The following is a 15,012-nucleotide window of genomic DNA, read 5'->3' as shown; positions in this document are numbered from 1 at the left end:
CAGCCCCTATCCGCCATTGATCAGGACGTCAAGTTCATATCCCAAAATACCATAGGCCCGTAAAGTTTCGTCGTAGTCACCTGAACGTTGCAGAGTCTCGATTCCCCGGTTGAAAGCCTGGCACAGTGCCGGGTCGGTAAATACGGCATACTTGACACTGGGGTGAAAAATCCTGTGTACCCGAAGCGACTGTGTCACATCCACCAGATCAGGATAATCACCGTGCTTGAGCATCCAGTTCGCGATATTAATTTCTCCGACAACCACATCAGCATGACCGCGTAACAGCAGCAGCAGGAGATCCCGCCGTTTCGCGACCTCCCGGTATTTACGGTTTTCCCTGGCAAAAGAAGTGAATTCAGGACCCAGAATCACCGAAGCCGTCTGGAAAGCCACCACCCTTTTCCCTTCAAGGTCATCAATCTTGCGAATAGAAAATTTCCGCGATCTCAACGAAATAGCCACAGTCTGATAGGCGAGGTAACTGTCGGAATAGCAGCCGTCCAGTTGATCGTTCAGACTGACTGTCAGGGCGCCATCGTATCGTCCGCTGCTGTATTCAATATTTCGGCGCTTATTCGGGACAAAACGGGGAACAACCCGATAGCCCTCCAGCGCCAGCGCCTCCCGCACCAGATCCAGCTCGGCCCCGCGGTTGTTATCTTCATCAATATAGGGCGGCGTGGCAGAAACCATCAACAGAGAAACGGCCGTTCTTGCCAGCTTGTCATCTGTACCTGTTTCATCAACGGCGCTTTCTTCGGCAGCAAACGATCTTGTAACTGGCCCGCCCCCCCCAGAACAGAAGCTGAAAAGCCCCCCCCAGAACAGGAACAGGGCAATCCATCCCTTACCTGTTTTCCTGTAATCGCCAGCTTTTCTGTCGCCCGGAGAAAAATTTGAAAAACTAGAAAAGCTGGAAAAGCTGGAAACGCTGTTTCGAAAGTCTGAAAAACCGAATAGGCAAAAGATAACATTCATCTTTTAACTTCTTTCGGGAAAATGCCCCGCATCGGGATGCCTCAGGTGGCAAAACCTCAGCTTGGCAGCCTTTAATATCTCTTATAACGATTACACGCCTGAAGAATTAACATTACTTTAAGAGTACAATCTCAGGCGTTCATTTCTTCTCGCAGAACAACCGATAAGATAAAACCTGACACAGGATAAAGCTTGCCCTCCCCCCGTTTGAGGCGCAGGAAAGCGCGGAAAACCGGGGCAAAAATCTCTTGGTCTGATTGCCCCGTCCTTACAAAACCATCTGGCAAAATCATAAAGAAAAATCTTGTGACAAACAGTTGTGGCAGAACCTGGCACTGATCAGGTCATCATGACGTCAAGGGCTTGTGTTTCCTTGTGCGCCAGCTCAGATCGTCGCCCGGCGCGCGGTAGACGTCATAGTCTTTCAGGATCTCGTCATAGCGGCCTGATTTTTTCAGCGCGGCGATACCCCGGTCAAAAGCCCGGGTCACCTCTTCCTCCCTGAAGACAGCAAACTTGTGACTCGGAGGGAAAATCCGATGAATTGTCATCGGCTGGTTTTTGTTGGTCTGGCTTGAATAGCTGCCGTTTTTCACCAGCCAGTTCAGAATATTGACATCCCCGATGATCACATCGGTTTGCCGATTGAACAACAGACTCACATGATCGCGTTGTTTGGCAATCTCGCGATACATCTTGTTATTTTTGGCAAAGGCCCCGAACTCGGGCCCCAGCACCACAGATGCCGTCTGGAAAGCGACGACACGTTTGCCTGACAGATCGGCAATAGAACTGATCGCGTATTGGTTTTTTTCCAGCGAAAACGCTACGTTTTGATAGGTAATATAAGACTTGGAATAAAAACCCGGCAGTGCCTCATTCGGGCTGACAGTCAGGGCACCGTCGCTGTTACCACTGCTGTATTCTATGTTGCGGCGTTTGTTCGGCACATAGCGGGTGGTAATTATATAGCCTTCCAGCGCCAGTGCCTCGCGCACGATATCCAGTTCGGCCCCGCGATTACTGTTGGCAATCACATAGGGCGGGATGGAAAAGCCCAAAGACAAGACGATATTGTGCGGGTCCCTGGTCACAGACGATTGCACAGTTGCCTTTTCCTGGGCCGCGGCAGACTGAACAGAAGCAAATGCGAAAAAGACACCTGCCAAGGCAGCAGCGCCAACAAGGCCACGGAGAGTCCCCCGGCACCAGCCGAAAAGACTATCGGCAAGAGAACGTGAAACCGCCCGGCGAAAGGATCTTGTTATTTCTCTGCTGCGTTCTTGAGCGCCGTTGGGAGCACCTTTGGGCAAAGGATATAAAAACATCCCCAACACCTCTTTAAAATTCAACATCATAGTGTTCATTTGTCCAGATAGAGGCTTGCAGATCATTTTCGCCAAAACAACCAATTTCTGATTGAAAAAAACAGGAGAACCCGACTCAGTATAACAGAGCAGCGACCCTCCTGGATATGTCCGTTTGACATAGGTGGAAATCCTGCAAGCATACCAGAGATAACAGCTGCTCTCCACATTCCCCTAACTCTCTCACATGGTTGAAATAAAACAATAAATGCCATAGACTCATCAACATGGCTCGACATAAATTACCTGTCACAATCAGGTCAAACCAGCAGAATGACAAGCCGGAAGGCAAGCCCGCGGCCTGAGCCCATCTCATCGACGGCTTTGCTCAATACGGGAAAATCTTTGATTTTCTCCGGGCCTCTGCGCTGGCTCCTGCCCGCTACCCGCCGCAGCAGGTTCACCCAAATACCGCCCCGAATACGGAGAAAAGCCTCCCCCCAAAATACCTGCGCAAAATACCCGCGCAGAATTACAGGCTATATTACTGGCGATATTACTGGCTCCGATATCAGGCAACCATATAGGGCAGACCGCCGGAAATTAAACCCCCGGGGGTAATTCTTTTCCCTTCAGCCCTCTGAAGTGCCCCAAAAGACACAACCAGAACACAGCCGCCCCTCTTTGACACAGGCAAACCCAAGCACGGCTTTTCCGAAAAAGATGCCATGATCGGCACCTGAAGATCGGCAGACCTTGAAAATCGGCAGTCCCTGAAGATCAGCAGACAGGGAGAGAAGCCAAAGATCAACAGCCGGCATCCCCGGGACAGGCTCTGAAAAGCGGCAAAAGACCCGAAATGACACAAAAGGAAGCTGGAAAGCATCAAGGGTGACAAAACACAAAATATGGAACCTACAATTATAAAAAATACAATATCTATATCAACGCGCTATCAAAAGCTTAAAAAAATCACTTCTCAAAGCCGTCATTTTCGGCGTAGGCTTGTCATGGTTTTGTCATAAAGGAGCAAATCGCAGAGAAAAAAAATAACTTGGGGAGAAGCAAATGTCTGACCAGACAAATCCTGGTGAAACAGAAACCGACTTTGAAGTTGGCCAGGACAATATCGAGACCCAGATCGGCCCTTTCGGTCTTGATATCCACAATCCCGTATTCCTGATTTCCGGACTGGCCATTGTCGCCTTTGTCCTTGGTACCCTGATGGTACCCCAGGCCGCCACCGAACTTTTCAATTCTATGCGAGGATGGGTCACCGTCAATTTTGACTGGTTCTTCCTGTCCGCCGGCAACCTCTTTGTCCTTTTCTGTCTGTTGCTGGTGGTCACGCCGCTTGGTGCTGTACGTCTGGGTGGTGTGGATGCCACGCCTGATTACGGCTATGCGGGCTGGTTCGCCATGCTCTTTGCCGCGGGCATGGGGATCGGCCTGATGTTCTTTGGTGTATCCGAACCGATTTCCCACTATGCCAGTTCTGTCGCAGAAACCGCAGGGACAGCTGAAAGCTGGGCACCACTGGCCGGGGCTCCGGGCGATCCTGCCGCGGCTGCACAGCTGGGTATGGCTGCCACGATCTATCACTGGGGGCTTCACCCCTGGGCCATGTATGCCGTGGTTGCGCTGGCCCTGGCATTTTTCAGCTATAACCGGGGGCTGCCGCTCTCGCTCCGTTCGGCCTTTTTCCCGCTGTTTGGCGATCGGGTCTGGGGCTGGTTCGGTCACATGGTTGATGTACTGGCGGTGCTGGCGACCCTGTTTGGTCTGGCGACATCGCTGGGGTTTGGCGCATCACAGGCCAATGCCGGGCTGAACTTCCTCTTTGGTATCGACGACAGCAGCGGCACCAAGATCATCCTGATCATCGGGATAACAGCCGTTGCCCTGATTTCCGTGGTGCGCGGTCTGGATGGCGGGGTCAAACGGGCCTCGGAAATCAACATGGTGCTGGCCTTTTTGCTTTTGGTCTTTGTGCTGCTGGTCGGCCCGACCGCAGATCTGCTCAAGGGTTTCTTCTCAGGTCTGGGGGCTTATGTCACCAACCTGCCCGCCCTGTCCAATCCCTTTGGCCGGACCGATGCCAATTTCAGCCAGGGCTGGACCTCGTTCTACTGGGCCTGGTGGATTTCCTGGTCGCCCTTTGTCGGCATGTTTATCGCCCGGGTATCCCGGGGCCGGACCGTGCGCGAGTTCGTCATCTGTGTGCTGCTGATCCCTTCACTGGTCTGCGCACTCTGGATGACGGTTTTTGGCGGCACAGCCCTGAGCCAGATTGTGGTTGATGGCTACAGCGGGGCACAGGATGCGGCAACCGAACTGCGGCTCTTTGCCATGCTGTCCGAACTGCCCCTGACCCAGATCACCTCAGCCATCGGCATTATTCTGGTGGTGGTGTTCTTTGTGACCTCTTCTGATTCCGGTTCACTGGTGATCGATACCATCACCGCTGGCGGCAAGACCGATGGCCCCATGCCGCAACGGGTGTTCTGGTGTGTGTTCGAGGGGCTGGTTGCCATCACCCTGTTGCTTGGCGGCGGACTGGCCGCACTTCAGGCCATGGCGGTGACAACAGGCTTCCCCTTCGCCGCGGTGCTGCTGCTCATGTGCGTCAGCATCTGGAAAGGATTGAGTGCCGAACGCAAGTTGATGTAGCCGTTCGGCACAATCAAGAATCTACCCTGCAAGTAAGTCAGCTTGCGAACTGCCCCCGAAGCAACAGGCTGCTCCGGGGGCTTTTTTATCTGGATCTTTTATCCGGATTTTTATCTGGTCGGCCTGTCGGGTTTATCTTTCCGGGTCGCGGGAAAATCAGCGAAGATCCGAGGTCGCAAGCCTGATCCCCAGAGCCACCAGAATGCCGCCCCCCAGTCGGGGCAGCCACCGTGCCGCTGTCGGGGCGTTCTGAAAGAACTGGGTTGCCCTGCCAGCCAGCAGCACATATCCCACTTCTGCGATTGAAAAGACGACATTCACAATAACGCCGAGCACAAGGATTTGCAGCCAGATCGGAAAAGCCGCGTTTACATCAGTGAACTGGGGCAGGAAAGCAATAAAGAAGAGCGCGGATTTTGGATTAAGCGCCTCGACAAGGGCGCTTTCTTTCAACGCCTTGACGTGATCGCCTCCCCCGGCCTCACCGCTTGTCACAGCCCCGGACAAGCTCGTCGTCAGATACCTGCCCCCCATCCAGACAAGGTATCCGGCCCCAACAAATTTCACAATCGTATAGACAAAAGGAACCGCGACAAGCAGCAGGGACAGACCGAAGGCTGCCCCCAGAATGTGCAGGTAACTTCCAAGATGAAGGCCAACCGCCGCATAAAGCCCGGACTTTCGGCCCCGGCTGATTGTCTGGGCAGTGGTGTAAAGCATTCCGGGACCAGGGGTAACAGCAAGCAGGACTGACGCCACCAGCAAGGGAAGCATAAGATCAAGAGACGGCACGATCCCCTCCATAGAAAACCCGATACATCAGGAAAACCGGGCAGATCAGTTTGATCCTTTTCCCGGATCGGGGCAACCGGCTCTTGCGCCGGACAAGCCTGCCCCTCCGAAACAGCCCGTTGTTTCGGAGGGGGGCAGCAATAAAACACACACTTTTTGTTTAGTTAACTTATTTCAAGTTAAGATTAATTTTTCCTTTTATTCCGACACCTTGAATCTGCCCATAAAGAAACGAAGACAGCTTGGTTCATAGGTAAATTCCAGACCGCAAATCTGTTTTGACCGCTCCATCAGATCAATCACCGCCTCTGCAGCCACATCCATGTGCGACTGGGTATAGACCCGGCGCGGAATGGTCATGCGCACCAGTTCCAGCTTTGATCCATAGTTCTCGCCGGTTTCCGGGCTGCGCCCGGCGGATACAATGCCCCGTTCCATGGTCCGCACCCCGCTTTCGACATAGAGTGCCGCCGCCAGAGCCTGGGCCGGGAACTGTTCCTGTGGCAGATGCGGCAGGATCGCCCTGGCATCAAGGAAGATCGCGTGTCCGCCGATCGGCCGGACAATCGGCACCCCGGCATCGATCAGCTTCTGCCCCAGATATTCCACCTGCCCGATGCGTGCACGCATGTGATCATCGCAAAGGCTTTCGCGAATGCCGATGGCCAGCGCCTCCATATCGCGCCCGGCCATGCCGCCATAGGTGTGCAGACCTTCATAGATCACCACCTGTTCGCAGGCCTGTTCATAAAGCAGTTCGTCATTCAGTGCCAGAAATCCGCCGATATTGACCATGGCGTCTTTTTTGGCCGACATGGTCGCCCCGTCGGTCAGCGCGCAAAGCTCATGGGTAATCTCGGCTACGGTCTTGTCGGCATAGCCCGCTTCGCGCTGCTGGATAAAAAAGGCATTCTCGGCCACACGGGTCATATCGTGCATGATCCTGATGCCATGATGATCACAGATCCCCCGCAGGGCCCGCAGGTTTTCCAGGGACAGCGGTTGTCCTCCGGCCATATTCACACAGGTCGCCACACAGATATAGGGGATCTTGTCAGCCCCGACCCGGGCGATCAGATCGCTGAACTTGTCCAGATCGATGTTGCCCTTGAAGGGATGGTCCGAGGCCGGGTCATGGGCCTCGTCAATGATCACATCGACAAAGGTCGCGCCCGCCAGTTCCTGATGCAACCGGGTGGTGGTGAAATACATGTTTCCCGGGACGTAATCGCCCGGCCTGATCAGGATCTTGCTCAGGATATGCTCTGCACCGCGCCCCTGATGGGTCGGCAAGGTGTATTTATAGCTGTAGCAACTGCGGATGGTTTCTTCCAGATGATAGAAATTGCGGCTGCCGGCATAGGCTTCATCCCCGGTCATCATTCCGGCCCACTGCCGGTCACTCATCGCCCCGACCCCGGAATCTGTCAGCAGATCGATATAGACATCTTCGGATTTCAAAAGGAAAGTATTGAACCCGGCATCGCGGATCGCTTTTGCCCGCTCTTGCCGCGAGGTCATGCGGATCAATTCGACCATCTTGATTTTATAGGGTTCAGCCCAGGAAGTAATCGTCATCTTCGTGTCTCCATAAAAACATCGATAACGAGCCTGGCTTTTAAAAAAATGACACCAAGCCCGCAGGGACTTGGCATTTCAACCCTTGGAGATTGCGCTCGAACAAGTGGCCAACCTGGTCAGTCTAGCCCCGGGCTGGCGTCCCTGAACTTGACCCCGGTCAAGTCTCTGATCCGATTTTTTCCTCCCAGAGCAGAGATGGAGTAGTGATGGAGTGGAGACCAAGAACAGATAGGCCGATATCAGAAAAAACATCTGGCCCTTGAACCTTTTTCACCCCCGCTCCGACCTATTCAAGTTACCTTGATTGACACGGCTGCGGGCCAAACCGCCACACCAGAGCAATGCACAGAAAATGTATAGAAAATGTATAGAAAAGGAACCAGAGAATTGGACCAGCACAGAAGCCCGCTCTTCCTTGCTCCCCTGCTGTTTGTCATCCTTTTCCTGCGCAGTGCGTCGGCAGAAGAAAACCTGTTGTTTTCGGAACAGTTCGCGGATTGCCAGATCGACATCAGCGCCTTTCATGACATACAAAGCAATACTGCGGCGCTCCGGTTCGATGCCTTTACCCGCGATGAAGCTGGCATCCGGCACCGCTGTTCTCCCCGGGAGACTACCGTTTCCGACAGTCTGAAAAGTGCCTTTGCCGTCTATAAACAACAGCCCAGCCCGCCTCGGCTGACCTCGGTTTTTATTGGCAGGCTGGATGAATACGACTGGATTGGCGATTATCTTGCCCTTCTCCCTGTTGCCGGAACCACACCGGATGATCCCGATAACAAGGTTCTGGAGGATCTTGAGATCGACCTGATGGTTTCAGGCACCCTTGATCCCTTTCGCCTTCCTGCTGATGATGCCGATTACCCGCTGGTCCGGCTCAGCTGTGAAAAGCTGATCAGGAACAGGCAAGGCCGTCCCCTTGATGCCCTCTGCTGGCTGGCCTTTGGCCCGAAGGAATAACAGCATGGTCGTTCTGGGCTTCATCGGTTTTCTTGCCACCTATATTCTCTTTTTCAATGGTCTGTCCCAGGCACTGTTCCAGATCCCTCTGTCAGACCTGCTCGTCAGCTGGTGGGGCTATGGCGAACTTCGCGCCCTCTGTCTGGGCATGAATTTCCTGCTGCTTGTCGCCGCCCTGATTTTCGGTCTGGTCGCGCACAATCTCGCCGCGCTGCTCTGCGGGACAAAAGAGGTTTTTATCTATCTCGGCCTGGCATTGGACAAGGGGATCTATCTTGCCAGGTCATCCCGCCCCCAAGAAGAGAACTACCTGCCCGGTGACTTTGCTTTTTTCGGGGCTGCCGGGATCGACAGCCTTTACCGTCAGATCATGATCACCCGCTACAGAGGGCGGTTTTATTCCCCGCTGGAATTCCAGCCCGCCCGCGCGGTTATCCTGTTGGTCAGCTGTCTGATCTGTGCTTTTTTTGCCTCGGTCACCAACCTTTTTGTTCTCAAGATCTATGCCTTCGAAAACGGGCTCTTCCCCGGCTTCATCACCAGCAACAATACCAATATCGAAGGGATTGCCAGTCTGCTCGTGCAACAGCAAAGCTTTGCCTTTTATCCCTGGTCAGCCGGGCTTCTCCTTCTCTTTGTCTCCCTGGTTTTTCTGTTCCGGCTGTTTCGTCCTGCAAAGATGGCGCTCGACATCGGAGACAGCCCGCGGGCGCTGACCATCCCGGCCAGAATAAGGCCGGGATACGAAATGCAGGGGCAAGTGCTGGCCCGCCGGTTTCATTATCATCGCAACCGTAAAAACCAGCGGGCCAAACTCAGTTTCATAACCTATCTGGTCAAACTTGGTGCCCCTTTCAAACCCGCGGTTTACATGACCTGGATCTGCGAAGACCCGAAAAGCAAAAGCCGGGAGCTGGCAGACCGGTCACTGGAAAACCAAACCGCCCTTGCCCTGCGCATCCGGGACTTTGACCCCAAGGTCATTCCGGGTTCCTATGACGAAGCCCCCTATTGCCTTGAGGTCGTGACGTAATGAAGAATGAAATCCCTGAACACCCCAAAAGCCCTGACACCCGGCCCAGTACGCGGGGGCTCCTGTCTATCGGCAGCTTTCTGATACTTGCCGGTATTGCCCTCTACTTTTATGCCATGAGCGGCCCGGCCTCTGGAGTAGCCATGGCGGGAATTTTCTGGGGGCTTCTGGCCTTGTCCGGCTGGGGACTGATTGCTCTGGGTCTCCTGGTTTTCTGCTGGATCGCCCTCAGGAAAATCATCTCAGCCTTCCGCCGCCCCTCCGATTGATCCCCCCTGCGCCCTGATGTGACCGTGCATAAATCATGGGGAATAAATCAAATGAGGACAAAATGGCAGACAACACTGATCCCAAAACAGGTTCATGCCGGCCCCTCTTTATCGGCAGTTTTCTGATCCTCACCGGTATAGCCCTTTATCTATACGCCATAAGCCCCCCGTCATCCGGCTATGGCCGATACGGATTTTTCCGGGGAATTGCGGGCTTGTCCGGCTGGGGACTGATTGCCTCTGGCTGCTTGACTTTTGCCTGGCTGGCTTACAGAAAAATCAGGAAAAAACGTCAACATCCCCCCGGCTGATTGGCGCCCCTGCAGCTGATCACACCCAAAAGATTGAACCTCCCCTCGCCTTGGCCCGACCAACCAACAGGTTCGCCGTTAACCGGACTTCTTGTGTAACTCGCGATGGGAACACTCTTATGAAAAACAGATATCTCTCCTGTACCAGCCTCCTGCTCGCCGGAACCCTCTTTCCAGCGCTTTATCCCTCTCTGGCTGCTGCCGACAGCGCCGATACCTTTTTGCAGTGGATGAGCAACCCTGATGTATCTGTTGCCAACAACGGCAACAGATATACTTCCCTTGTTTCTCCCACGGCGCCGCTGCAAGGAGCCTTTATCGTCCAGATTGACGCCGGAATATCCGGGCGGGTCAAAAGCTGGAAAAGCTGGCCTTCCCTTGCCCTGGAGCCTGACAATCCAGCGCATCCCGGTGCCTGGCTCGTGTTTGAAAACGACGGCGACAGCGCAAGCTATTCCCGCCCCCGCCCCAAGTCGGTCAACACCGCCGCCCCTTTCTTTCTCGACAGTGACAGCTATGGTTTTCTGGCCGTCGAAGCCTGCAATGCCGAAGCTGCAAGACTGGCCGGACAGGGGCTGGACAACAGCGCAATCTTTGCCCAGAACCGGGAAGCTAAAATCGCGGTGCGCGGCAATCTGGATTACAGCACAACAGGGATTACCGGCCAGCAAACACCGGAAGAGGTCGACAGCTGGAACGCTTTCAAGGCGATCACCGTTACCTGTCTAAAACGCGATACCTCTCTCAGCCCGGTGGTCCAGACCATCGAAGACGCAACTCTTTCCGCCCAGACAGCCCAGATCAGCAACATCAGCGGTGCCTGTGAAATGACACTCACCGGACAGATCATTTCTGCCGAGCCCCATAAACAGGTCAAGTTCCGCTATCACGACAACACAGGCCAGCAAAGTGATGAAAAAACCATCACCACCAACGGATTTGGCGAAAGCAGCTTTGAACACAGCTATCCCGTCAGTGCCGACACGGCAGATGGCAAAGTCCGGATGATCGGCAGCAGCCATGCCTTTCTGTCAAACTGGGCTGATTACGAGGTCAACTGCAGCGCCGCCCCCGACGAATTGATGACCCATCTGCCACCAGAGGCCAGCCTTGTGGTCGCCGTTCAGAAGGAAGCCATCCACCGGGGCATGGCCTGCCCGGACAACCTGAACCTGATTGGCAAACTCGCAGGTCGGGGGAAATCATCAGGCGCGGCCGCAATTCTGGCCGAAGGCGCAATTAAAGCCCTGAAAGCCTATACCATTGACCAGGAAGAAACCGTCTTTTTTCAGGGTCCCCACAGCCTGTCCTGGGACGGTCTGGCCTTCATGCAACAGTCCGTTACCTTCCGGCTGAATGTCACCAATGCCAGCGGCGATGTGGTCGACAGTGTCGAGAAAACCAGCGTTTTCACCTGTCGCCCGATCACAGCCTCTCCCCTCGCAGGGAGTGCCGCAGACGGCTTTGCCCCAACAGCTCCTGCCCGGCAGAACCTCATCCCGCGCCCCACGCTCCGGACAGCCCCCCTGCTGCAGCAAAAACAGGAAAACCCGCAACAGAAAAGCCAGAACCCTGCCCGCCTGAAACAGCGCAAAGCTCCCTAGGGCACAGGGCATCCCGTACAGGATCCGGCACAGGATCCAGCAGAAGATCCAGCAGGGGATCCGGTTTTCGATGTGATGGCCTGGGCGCCCCCTCCCGCGCCCAGGCCATCCGCTCTTGCCGTCATATTTTCCTGACAAGGTTCTTTGGTTAAAGTCCTGTGGACCCGATCGGGCAAATACTATATTTTCTGCCCGGTCCTCAGCCACAACTGTTTTCCGCCGAAAGCCCGTTTCTTGTCCGAACCTGTCTCTGTCCCGAACCGCGCACGTTTCCGTGCCCCTATATCTTTCGCTGCTGCCCGCTGTCGTGATCATCTGGCAGGGCTTGGCGGGCTTTTGGCCCTGGTACTTTTTTCGCAGAGCGTCCTGGCCGAAATGCCCGAGCAGGGACAGACCCTGCCGCTGCCCGGGGGAACCGGGACCTACCGGATCGAAGGCTCACAGGGCCAGTGGCAACTGTTGATGACACCCCTTGCCCCGTCACCAGCCAGCACACCAGAAAATAATCCGGAAAACAATGCTGACAATAATCCCGACAGCAGCATCAGCCGTGTCGATCTCTCCGGCTGTCATTTCTGCCAGATCACTTCAGAAGACCCGGATGACGAAGACAACTGCAGTGCGGACGGAATCTTCCCCCTGCGTCTTGGACAGGAAAGTTATGTCGGGGTCGCCTGTCATGTGGGCGCCCACAGCCAGCGCGTCAGTATCTATGCTCCCGGCAGCACGGTGCCGCTGTTCGAAGTCACCGGGGATTATTTTACCGAAATGACCCTTTACCCCGGCGCACTGTCTGTTGCCTATGACCGCATGATTACCGAAAGCGAGATGTCTCTGGAACAGGCCGTCTTCCCGCCGGAAAAACAACAGGAAATCCTGCTGATCTCCCAGGCTGATTACCAGCTGGGCAGCATCGAGGACAGTGATGTCCCCGCAGGCAGCGATGGCTCTGCCCCCTCTCCCGAAGCTGAAACCGCGTCTTCTGATGTCACTGAAATTACGCCCAAAGCCGAGGACGAAGCCGAAGCCGAGACCACGACAGAGACAGACACCCCGGCAAAGGCAAGCAAAGGGCTTTACCTCCTGCCCGGTCGACAGGCGCTGCGGGTAGGTCCGGCCTCAACCGCCCCGGTGCTGATCTGGCTCAATGGTGACGAACAGGCCGCGCCCCTGCAGCGTGCCGGTGCCGAGATTTTCGGCAACTGGTATCCCGTCTATACCCCCGACGGGGATTACGGTTATCTGAACATCGCGCAGCTTGACCTGAGATAAAGCCCCTAGAAAGCAGGCTTAGCGTCACAGGTCTGGTGATAGCAATAGACCCATTCGCCATCGACCCGGCGTTCCCCGCAGAAGACCAGACCGATTTTTTCCGCCACGCGGATCGATCCGCTGTTTTCCGGATCGATATCGGCCACCACCTCGCGGACGGCGGGCAGGGCCAGCGCATGTTTGAGGACCAGCGCCGAAGCTTCAGAGGCATAGCCCTTGCCCCAGGCCGCACGGACAAAGCGCCAGCCGATCTCGACCCGGCTCGTATCTTCAGCTTTACCCGGTAAAACCTCTGCGGTTTCGTCAGGATAGGCCAGCAGCAGGATCCAGCCGAGGAATTCCTCTGACTGCCCTGCACTGTTGTCTTGTTCTCCGGCTTGTTCTCTGGCTTGTTCTCTGGCTTTGTTTTCCCTTTTGGCTACAACCGACCAGTACCCCAACCCGGCTGGATAGTCCGCCGTCATCCGCCCCAGAACAAAATCCCTGTGATTATTCGGGTGATCATTCGGGTGTTTTTGCGGATCATTCCAGGGGCCGGGGATATAGCGTGTCACCTCGGGGTCCCGGTCCATCGCCAGACAGTCCTCCAGATCGGCCAAGACCCGGGGCCGGACCAGCAGCCGTTCACTTTCAAAGGTCGGTAAGTTCTGTTGGCTCAAAGGCACCTCACGATCAGCAATACTCATATCAGTCACCCTTATTCTTATCGTCGGCTGCCGGGTTTTGCAATCATCCGGACCCAATCCGGCCTCTGATCTCGCCCCCCCGATCCGGCCCCGATCCTGTCAGGCCAGTTCCACAAGTCGCGCGATACCCGATTTGAAAGCTGTCGAATACAACGCCTTCGGACCTGCTTCACTCCTGTCACCACGGTGAACAGAGGCCTTTGTTACATTGCTGTCATCTTCATTATTGTTAAGGACACAAAATCGATGAAACGAACAGCCGTTAACCCCTGGGCCTGGTCACTGAATTTCGGCTATAACCAGGCCGAGATCGTCGAAGGCACACAGCGTCATCTGGTCTGTGCCGGCCAGACCGCCGTCGATGCCGAGGGCAACCCGCAGCATCCTGGAGACATGCGCAGCCAGATCGCCCTTGCTCTCGACAATCTGGAAGCCGTCCTCGGCGCTGCCAGTATGAGCCTGGCCAACGTCATCCGGCTCCAGATCTATACCACGGATGTAGACGAAGCCATGAAGCACTTTGACATCCTTGGCTCCCGTTTCGGGCCGCTAGAGGTCGCCCCGCCGATGACGCTTCTGGGCGTAACCCGGCTGGCGATCCCCCCGCTCTTGTTCGAGATCGAGGCCACGGCTGCGGACTGAGAGAGAGCGCCGTAAAGTCCGCAACGCGACGGCTTGCGCCCTCAAAGATCTGGGGGAAAGGTTTGAGGGAAAGATCACGCGATCACGGACAGGCTGTTGCGTCTCTCCCGTTCTGAACTATCGAAGCGCGCCGGGTTTATGTATAGTCTAGGATTGGAACAGCTCTGTCCCCACAACCTTGATATCCGGATAACGATATAGCCCATGCGACGCGCAGAAAGACTTTTCCGGCTGATCAACGAAATGCGGACCCGGGGTATCAGCCGGGCCAACGAACTTGCCCGGCATCTGGAAGTCAGCGTCAGCACGATCTATCGGGATATTGCCCATCTCCAGGCCTCCGGCCTTCCGATTGAAGGCGAGGCCGGAGTGGGGTATCTGCTGCGCCCGGGCTTTGATCTGCCGAATGTAACCTTTACCTATGACCAGATCGACGCGCTGGCTGTTGGCCTTTCCTTCGTTGAGCGCACCGGCGATCCCGTTCTGGCAGCCGCAGCCCGCGAAGCCCGGGCGAAAATCCAGGCAAGCCTGCCCCAGCCGGAAGAACGCAAGCTCTCGGATGCCCCCTTTTACAATATTCAGAACAGAAATGGCGCCACACCTGATATGGCGCTGCTCCGCGAGGCGATCCGCAAGCGGGAAGTCGTGGAGATCGCCTATAAAAACGGCGCAGGGAAACAGTCCGACCGCCGGGTGCGGCCGCTTGTGATCTGGAATCTGACCGACGGCTGGATGTTCTCCGCCTGGTGCGAACTCAGGCAGGATTTCCGGACATTCCGGTTTGACCGCATCACCAGCCTCACCCTGACAGGTGAAGAGTTCGTTCAGGATGAGGCAACAGGGCTCAGTGCTTTCATGGAAATGGAACGCTGTGAATCACGGGAACATTAAGCCCGGGAGGATC

Annotated in this window: 14 protein-coding genes; 9 read left to right on the top strand and 5 right to left on the bottom strand. The window is 55.3% G+C overall.

Annotated features, from left to right (window positions below; genetic code table 11):
- Window positions 1-6 precede the first annotated feature (6 nt).
- Complete coding sequence (locus O4H49_RS03490; protein WP_269422027.1) at window positions 7-981, bottom strand: substrate-binding periplasmic protein; 975 nt, start codon at window positions 979-981, stop codon at window positions 7-9.
- A gap of 347 nt (window positions 982-1,328) precedes the next feature.
- A complete protein-coding gene (locus O4H49_RS03485; RefSeq protein ID WP_269422026.1) occupies window positions 1,329-2,309 on the bottom strand; it encodes a substrate-binding periplasmic protein in 981 nt (326 codons plus the stop codon).
- A 1,047-nt stretch (window positions 2,310-3,356) separates the two neighbouring features.
- Between O4H49_RS03485 and O4H49_RS03480 the strand changes: the two genes are divergently transcribed.
- Entirely contained in the window at window positions 3,357-4,958 is a 1,602-nt protein-coding gene (locus tag O4H49_RS03480) for a BCCT family transporter (RefSeq protein WP_269422025.1), read from the top strand.
- A gap of 156 nt (window positions 4,959-5,114) precedes the next feature.
- Here the strand turns inward: O4H49_RS03480 and O4H49_RS03475 are convergent, their stop codons facing one another.
- Window positions 5,115-5,750, bottom strand: a complete 636-nt coding sequence (locus tag O4H49_RS03475; RefSeq protein WP_269422024.1) for a LysE family translocator — start codon at window positions 5,748-5,750, stop codon at window positions 5,115-5,117.
- A 198-nt stretch (window positions 5,751-5,948) separates the two neighbouring features.
- A complete protein-coding gene (locus tag O4H49_RS03470; RefSeq protein ID WP_269422023.1) occupies window positions 5,949-7,328 on the bottom strand; it encodes a tyrosine phenol-lyase in 1,380 nt (459 codons plus the stop codon).
- 390 nt (window positions 7,329-7,718) lie between these two features.
- Between O4H49_RS03470 and O4H49_RS03465 the strand changes: the two genes are divergently transcribed.
- From O4H49_RS03465 to O4H49_RS03440, 6 genes are all read left to right on the top strand, one after another.
- Window positions 7,719-8,291, top strand: a complete 573-nt coding sequence (locus O4H49_RS03465; protein ID WP_269422022.1) for a hypothetical protein — start codon at window positions 7,719-7,721, stop codon at window positions 8,289-8,291.
- Between the two features lie 4 nt (window positions 8,292-8,295).
- On the top strand, window positions 8,296-9,324 hold the full coding sequence (locus O4H49_RS03460; RefSeq protein WP_269422021.1) for a hypothetical protein: 1,029 nt from the start codon (window positions 8,296-8,298) through the stop codon (window positions 9,322-9,324).
- Window positions 9,324-9,593: a hypothetical protein gene (locus tag O4H49_RS03455; RefSeq protein WP_269422020.1), complete on the top strand. Its 270-nt coding sequence runs from the start codon at window positions 9,324-9,326 to the stop codon at window positions 9,591-9,593. The genes O4H49_RS03460 and O4H49_RS03455 overlap by 1 nt, the downstream gene beginning before the upstream one ends.
- Window positions 9,594-9,655: 62 nt before the next feature.
- The gene (locus tag O4H49_RS03450) at window positions 9,656-9,904 is read left to right on the top strand and encodes a hypothetical protein (protein ID WP_269422019.1); all 249 of its coding nucleotides are present in this window, start codon (window positions 9,656-9,658) and stop codon (window positions 9,902-9,904) included.
- Between the two features lie 119 nt (window positions 9,905-10,023).
- Window positions 10,024-11,508, top strand: coding sequence for a hypothetical protein (locus O4H49_RS03445; RefSeq protein WP_269422018.1), 1,485 nt, complete (start codon window positions 10,024-10,026; stop codon window positions 11,506-11,508).
- 234 nt (window positions 11,509-11,742) lie between these two features.
- Window positions 11,743-12,780: a hypothetical protein gene (locus O4H49_RS03440; RefSeq protein ID WP_269422017.1), complete on the top strand. Its 1,038-nt coding sequence runs from the start codon at window positions 11,743-11,745 to the stop codon at window positions 12,778-12,780.
- A 5-nt stretch (window positions 12,781-12,785) separates the two neighbouring features.
- On the opposite strand, the gene O4H49_RS03435 is transcribed toward O4H49_RS03440, so the two are convergent.
- Complete coding sequence (locus O4H49_RS03435; RefSeq protein WP_269422016.1) at window positions 12,786-13,466, bottom strand: GNAT family N-acetyltransferase; 681 nt, start codon at window positions 13,464-13,466, stop codon at window positions 12,786-12,788.
- Between the two features lie 246 nt (window positions 13,467-13,712).
- Here O4H49_RS03435 and O4H49_RS03430 point away from each other — a divergent pair, with 246 nt between their 5' ends.
- Both O4H49_RS03430 and O4H49_RS03425 read left to right on the top strand, forming a co-directional pair.
- Entirely contained in the window at window positions 13,713-14,108 is a 396-nt protein-coding gene (locus O4H49_RS03430; protein ID WP_269422015.1) for a RidA family protein, read from the top strand.
- A gap of 204 nt (window positions 14,109-14,312) precedes the next feature.
- A complete protein-coding gene (locus tag O4H49_RS03425; RefSeq protein ID WP_269422014.1) occupies window positions 14,313-14,999 on the top strand; it encodes a helix-turn-helix transcriptional regulator in 687 nt (228 codons plus the stop codon).
- Window positions 15,000-15,012 lie beyond the last annotated feature (13 nt).

This window comes from Kiloniella laminariae, from assembly GCF_027214005.1.
GTDB lineage: Bacteria > Pseudomonadota > Alphaproteobacteria > Kiloniellales > Kiloniellaceae > Kiloniella > Kiloniella laminariae_A.
This window is presented reverse-complemented; position numbering and strand designations above follow the sequence as displayed.

What these genes read in the sequence shown, in the direction of transcription:
- O4H49_RS03450 (WP_269422019.1), top strand. Translation starts at nt 9,656, where the DNA reads ATGGCAGACAACACTGATCCCAAAACAGGTTCATGCCGGCCCCTCTTT.
- O4H49_RS03470 (WP_269422023.1), bottom strand. Translation starts at nt 7,328, where the DNA reads ATGACGATTACTTCCTGGGCTGAACCCTATAAAATCAAGATGGTCGAA.
- O4H49_RS03430 (WP_269422015.1), top strand. Translation starts at nt 13,713, where the DNA reads ATGAAACGAACAGCCGTTAACCCCTGGGCCTGGTCACTGAATTTCGGC.
- O4H49_RS03435 (WP_269422016.1), bottom strand. Translation starts at nt 13,466, where the DNA reads ATGAGTATTGCTGATCGTGAGGTGCCTTTGAGCCAACAGAACTTACCG.
- O4H49_RS03460 (WP_269422021.1), top strand. Translation starts at nt 8,296, where the DNA reads ATGGTCGTTCTGGGCTTCATCGGTTTTCTTGCCACCTATATTCTCTTT.
- O4H49_RS03425 (WP_269422014.1), top strand. Translation starts at nt 14,313, where the DNA reads ATGCGACGCGCAGAAAGACTTTTCCGGCTGATCAACGAAATGCGGACC.
- O4H49_RS03490 (WP_269422027.1), bottom strand. Translation starts at nt 981, where the DNA reads ATGAATGTTATCTTTTGCCTATTCGGTTTTTCAGACTTTCGAAACAGC.
- O4H49_RS03480 (WP_269422025.1), top strand. Translation starts at nt 3,357, where the DNA reads ATGTCTGACCAGACAAATCCTGGTGAAACAGAAACCGACTTTGAAGTT.
- O4H49_RS03455 (WP_269422020.1), top strand. Translation starts at nt 9,324, where the DNA reads ATGAAGAATGAAATCCCTGAACACCCCAAAAGCCCTGACACCCGGCCC.
- O4H49_RS03485 (WP_269422026.1), bottom strand. Translation starts at nt 2,309, where the DNA reads ATGTTTTTATATCCTTTGCCCAAAGGTGCTCCCAACGGCGCTCAAGAA.
- O4H49_RS03445 (WP_269422018.1), top strand. Translation starts at nt 10,024, where the DNA reads ATGAAAAACAGATATCTCTCCTGTACCAGCCTCCTGCTCGCCGGAACC.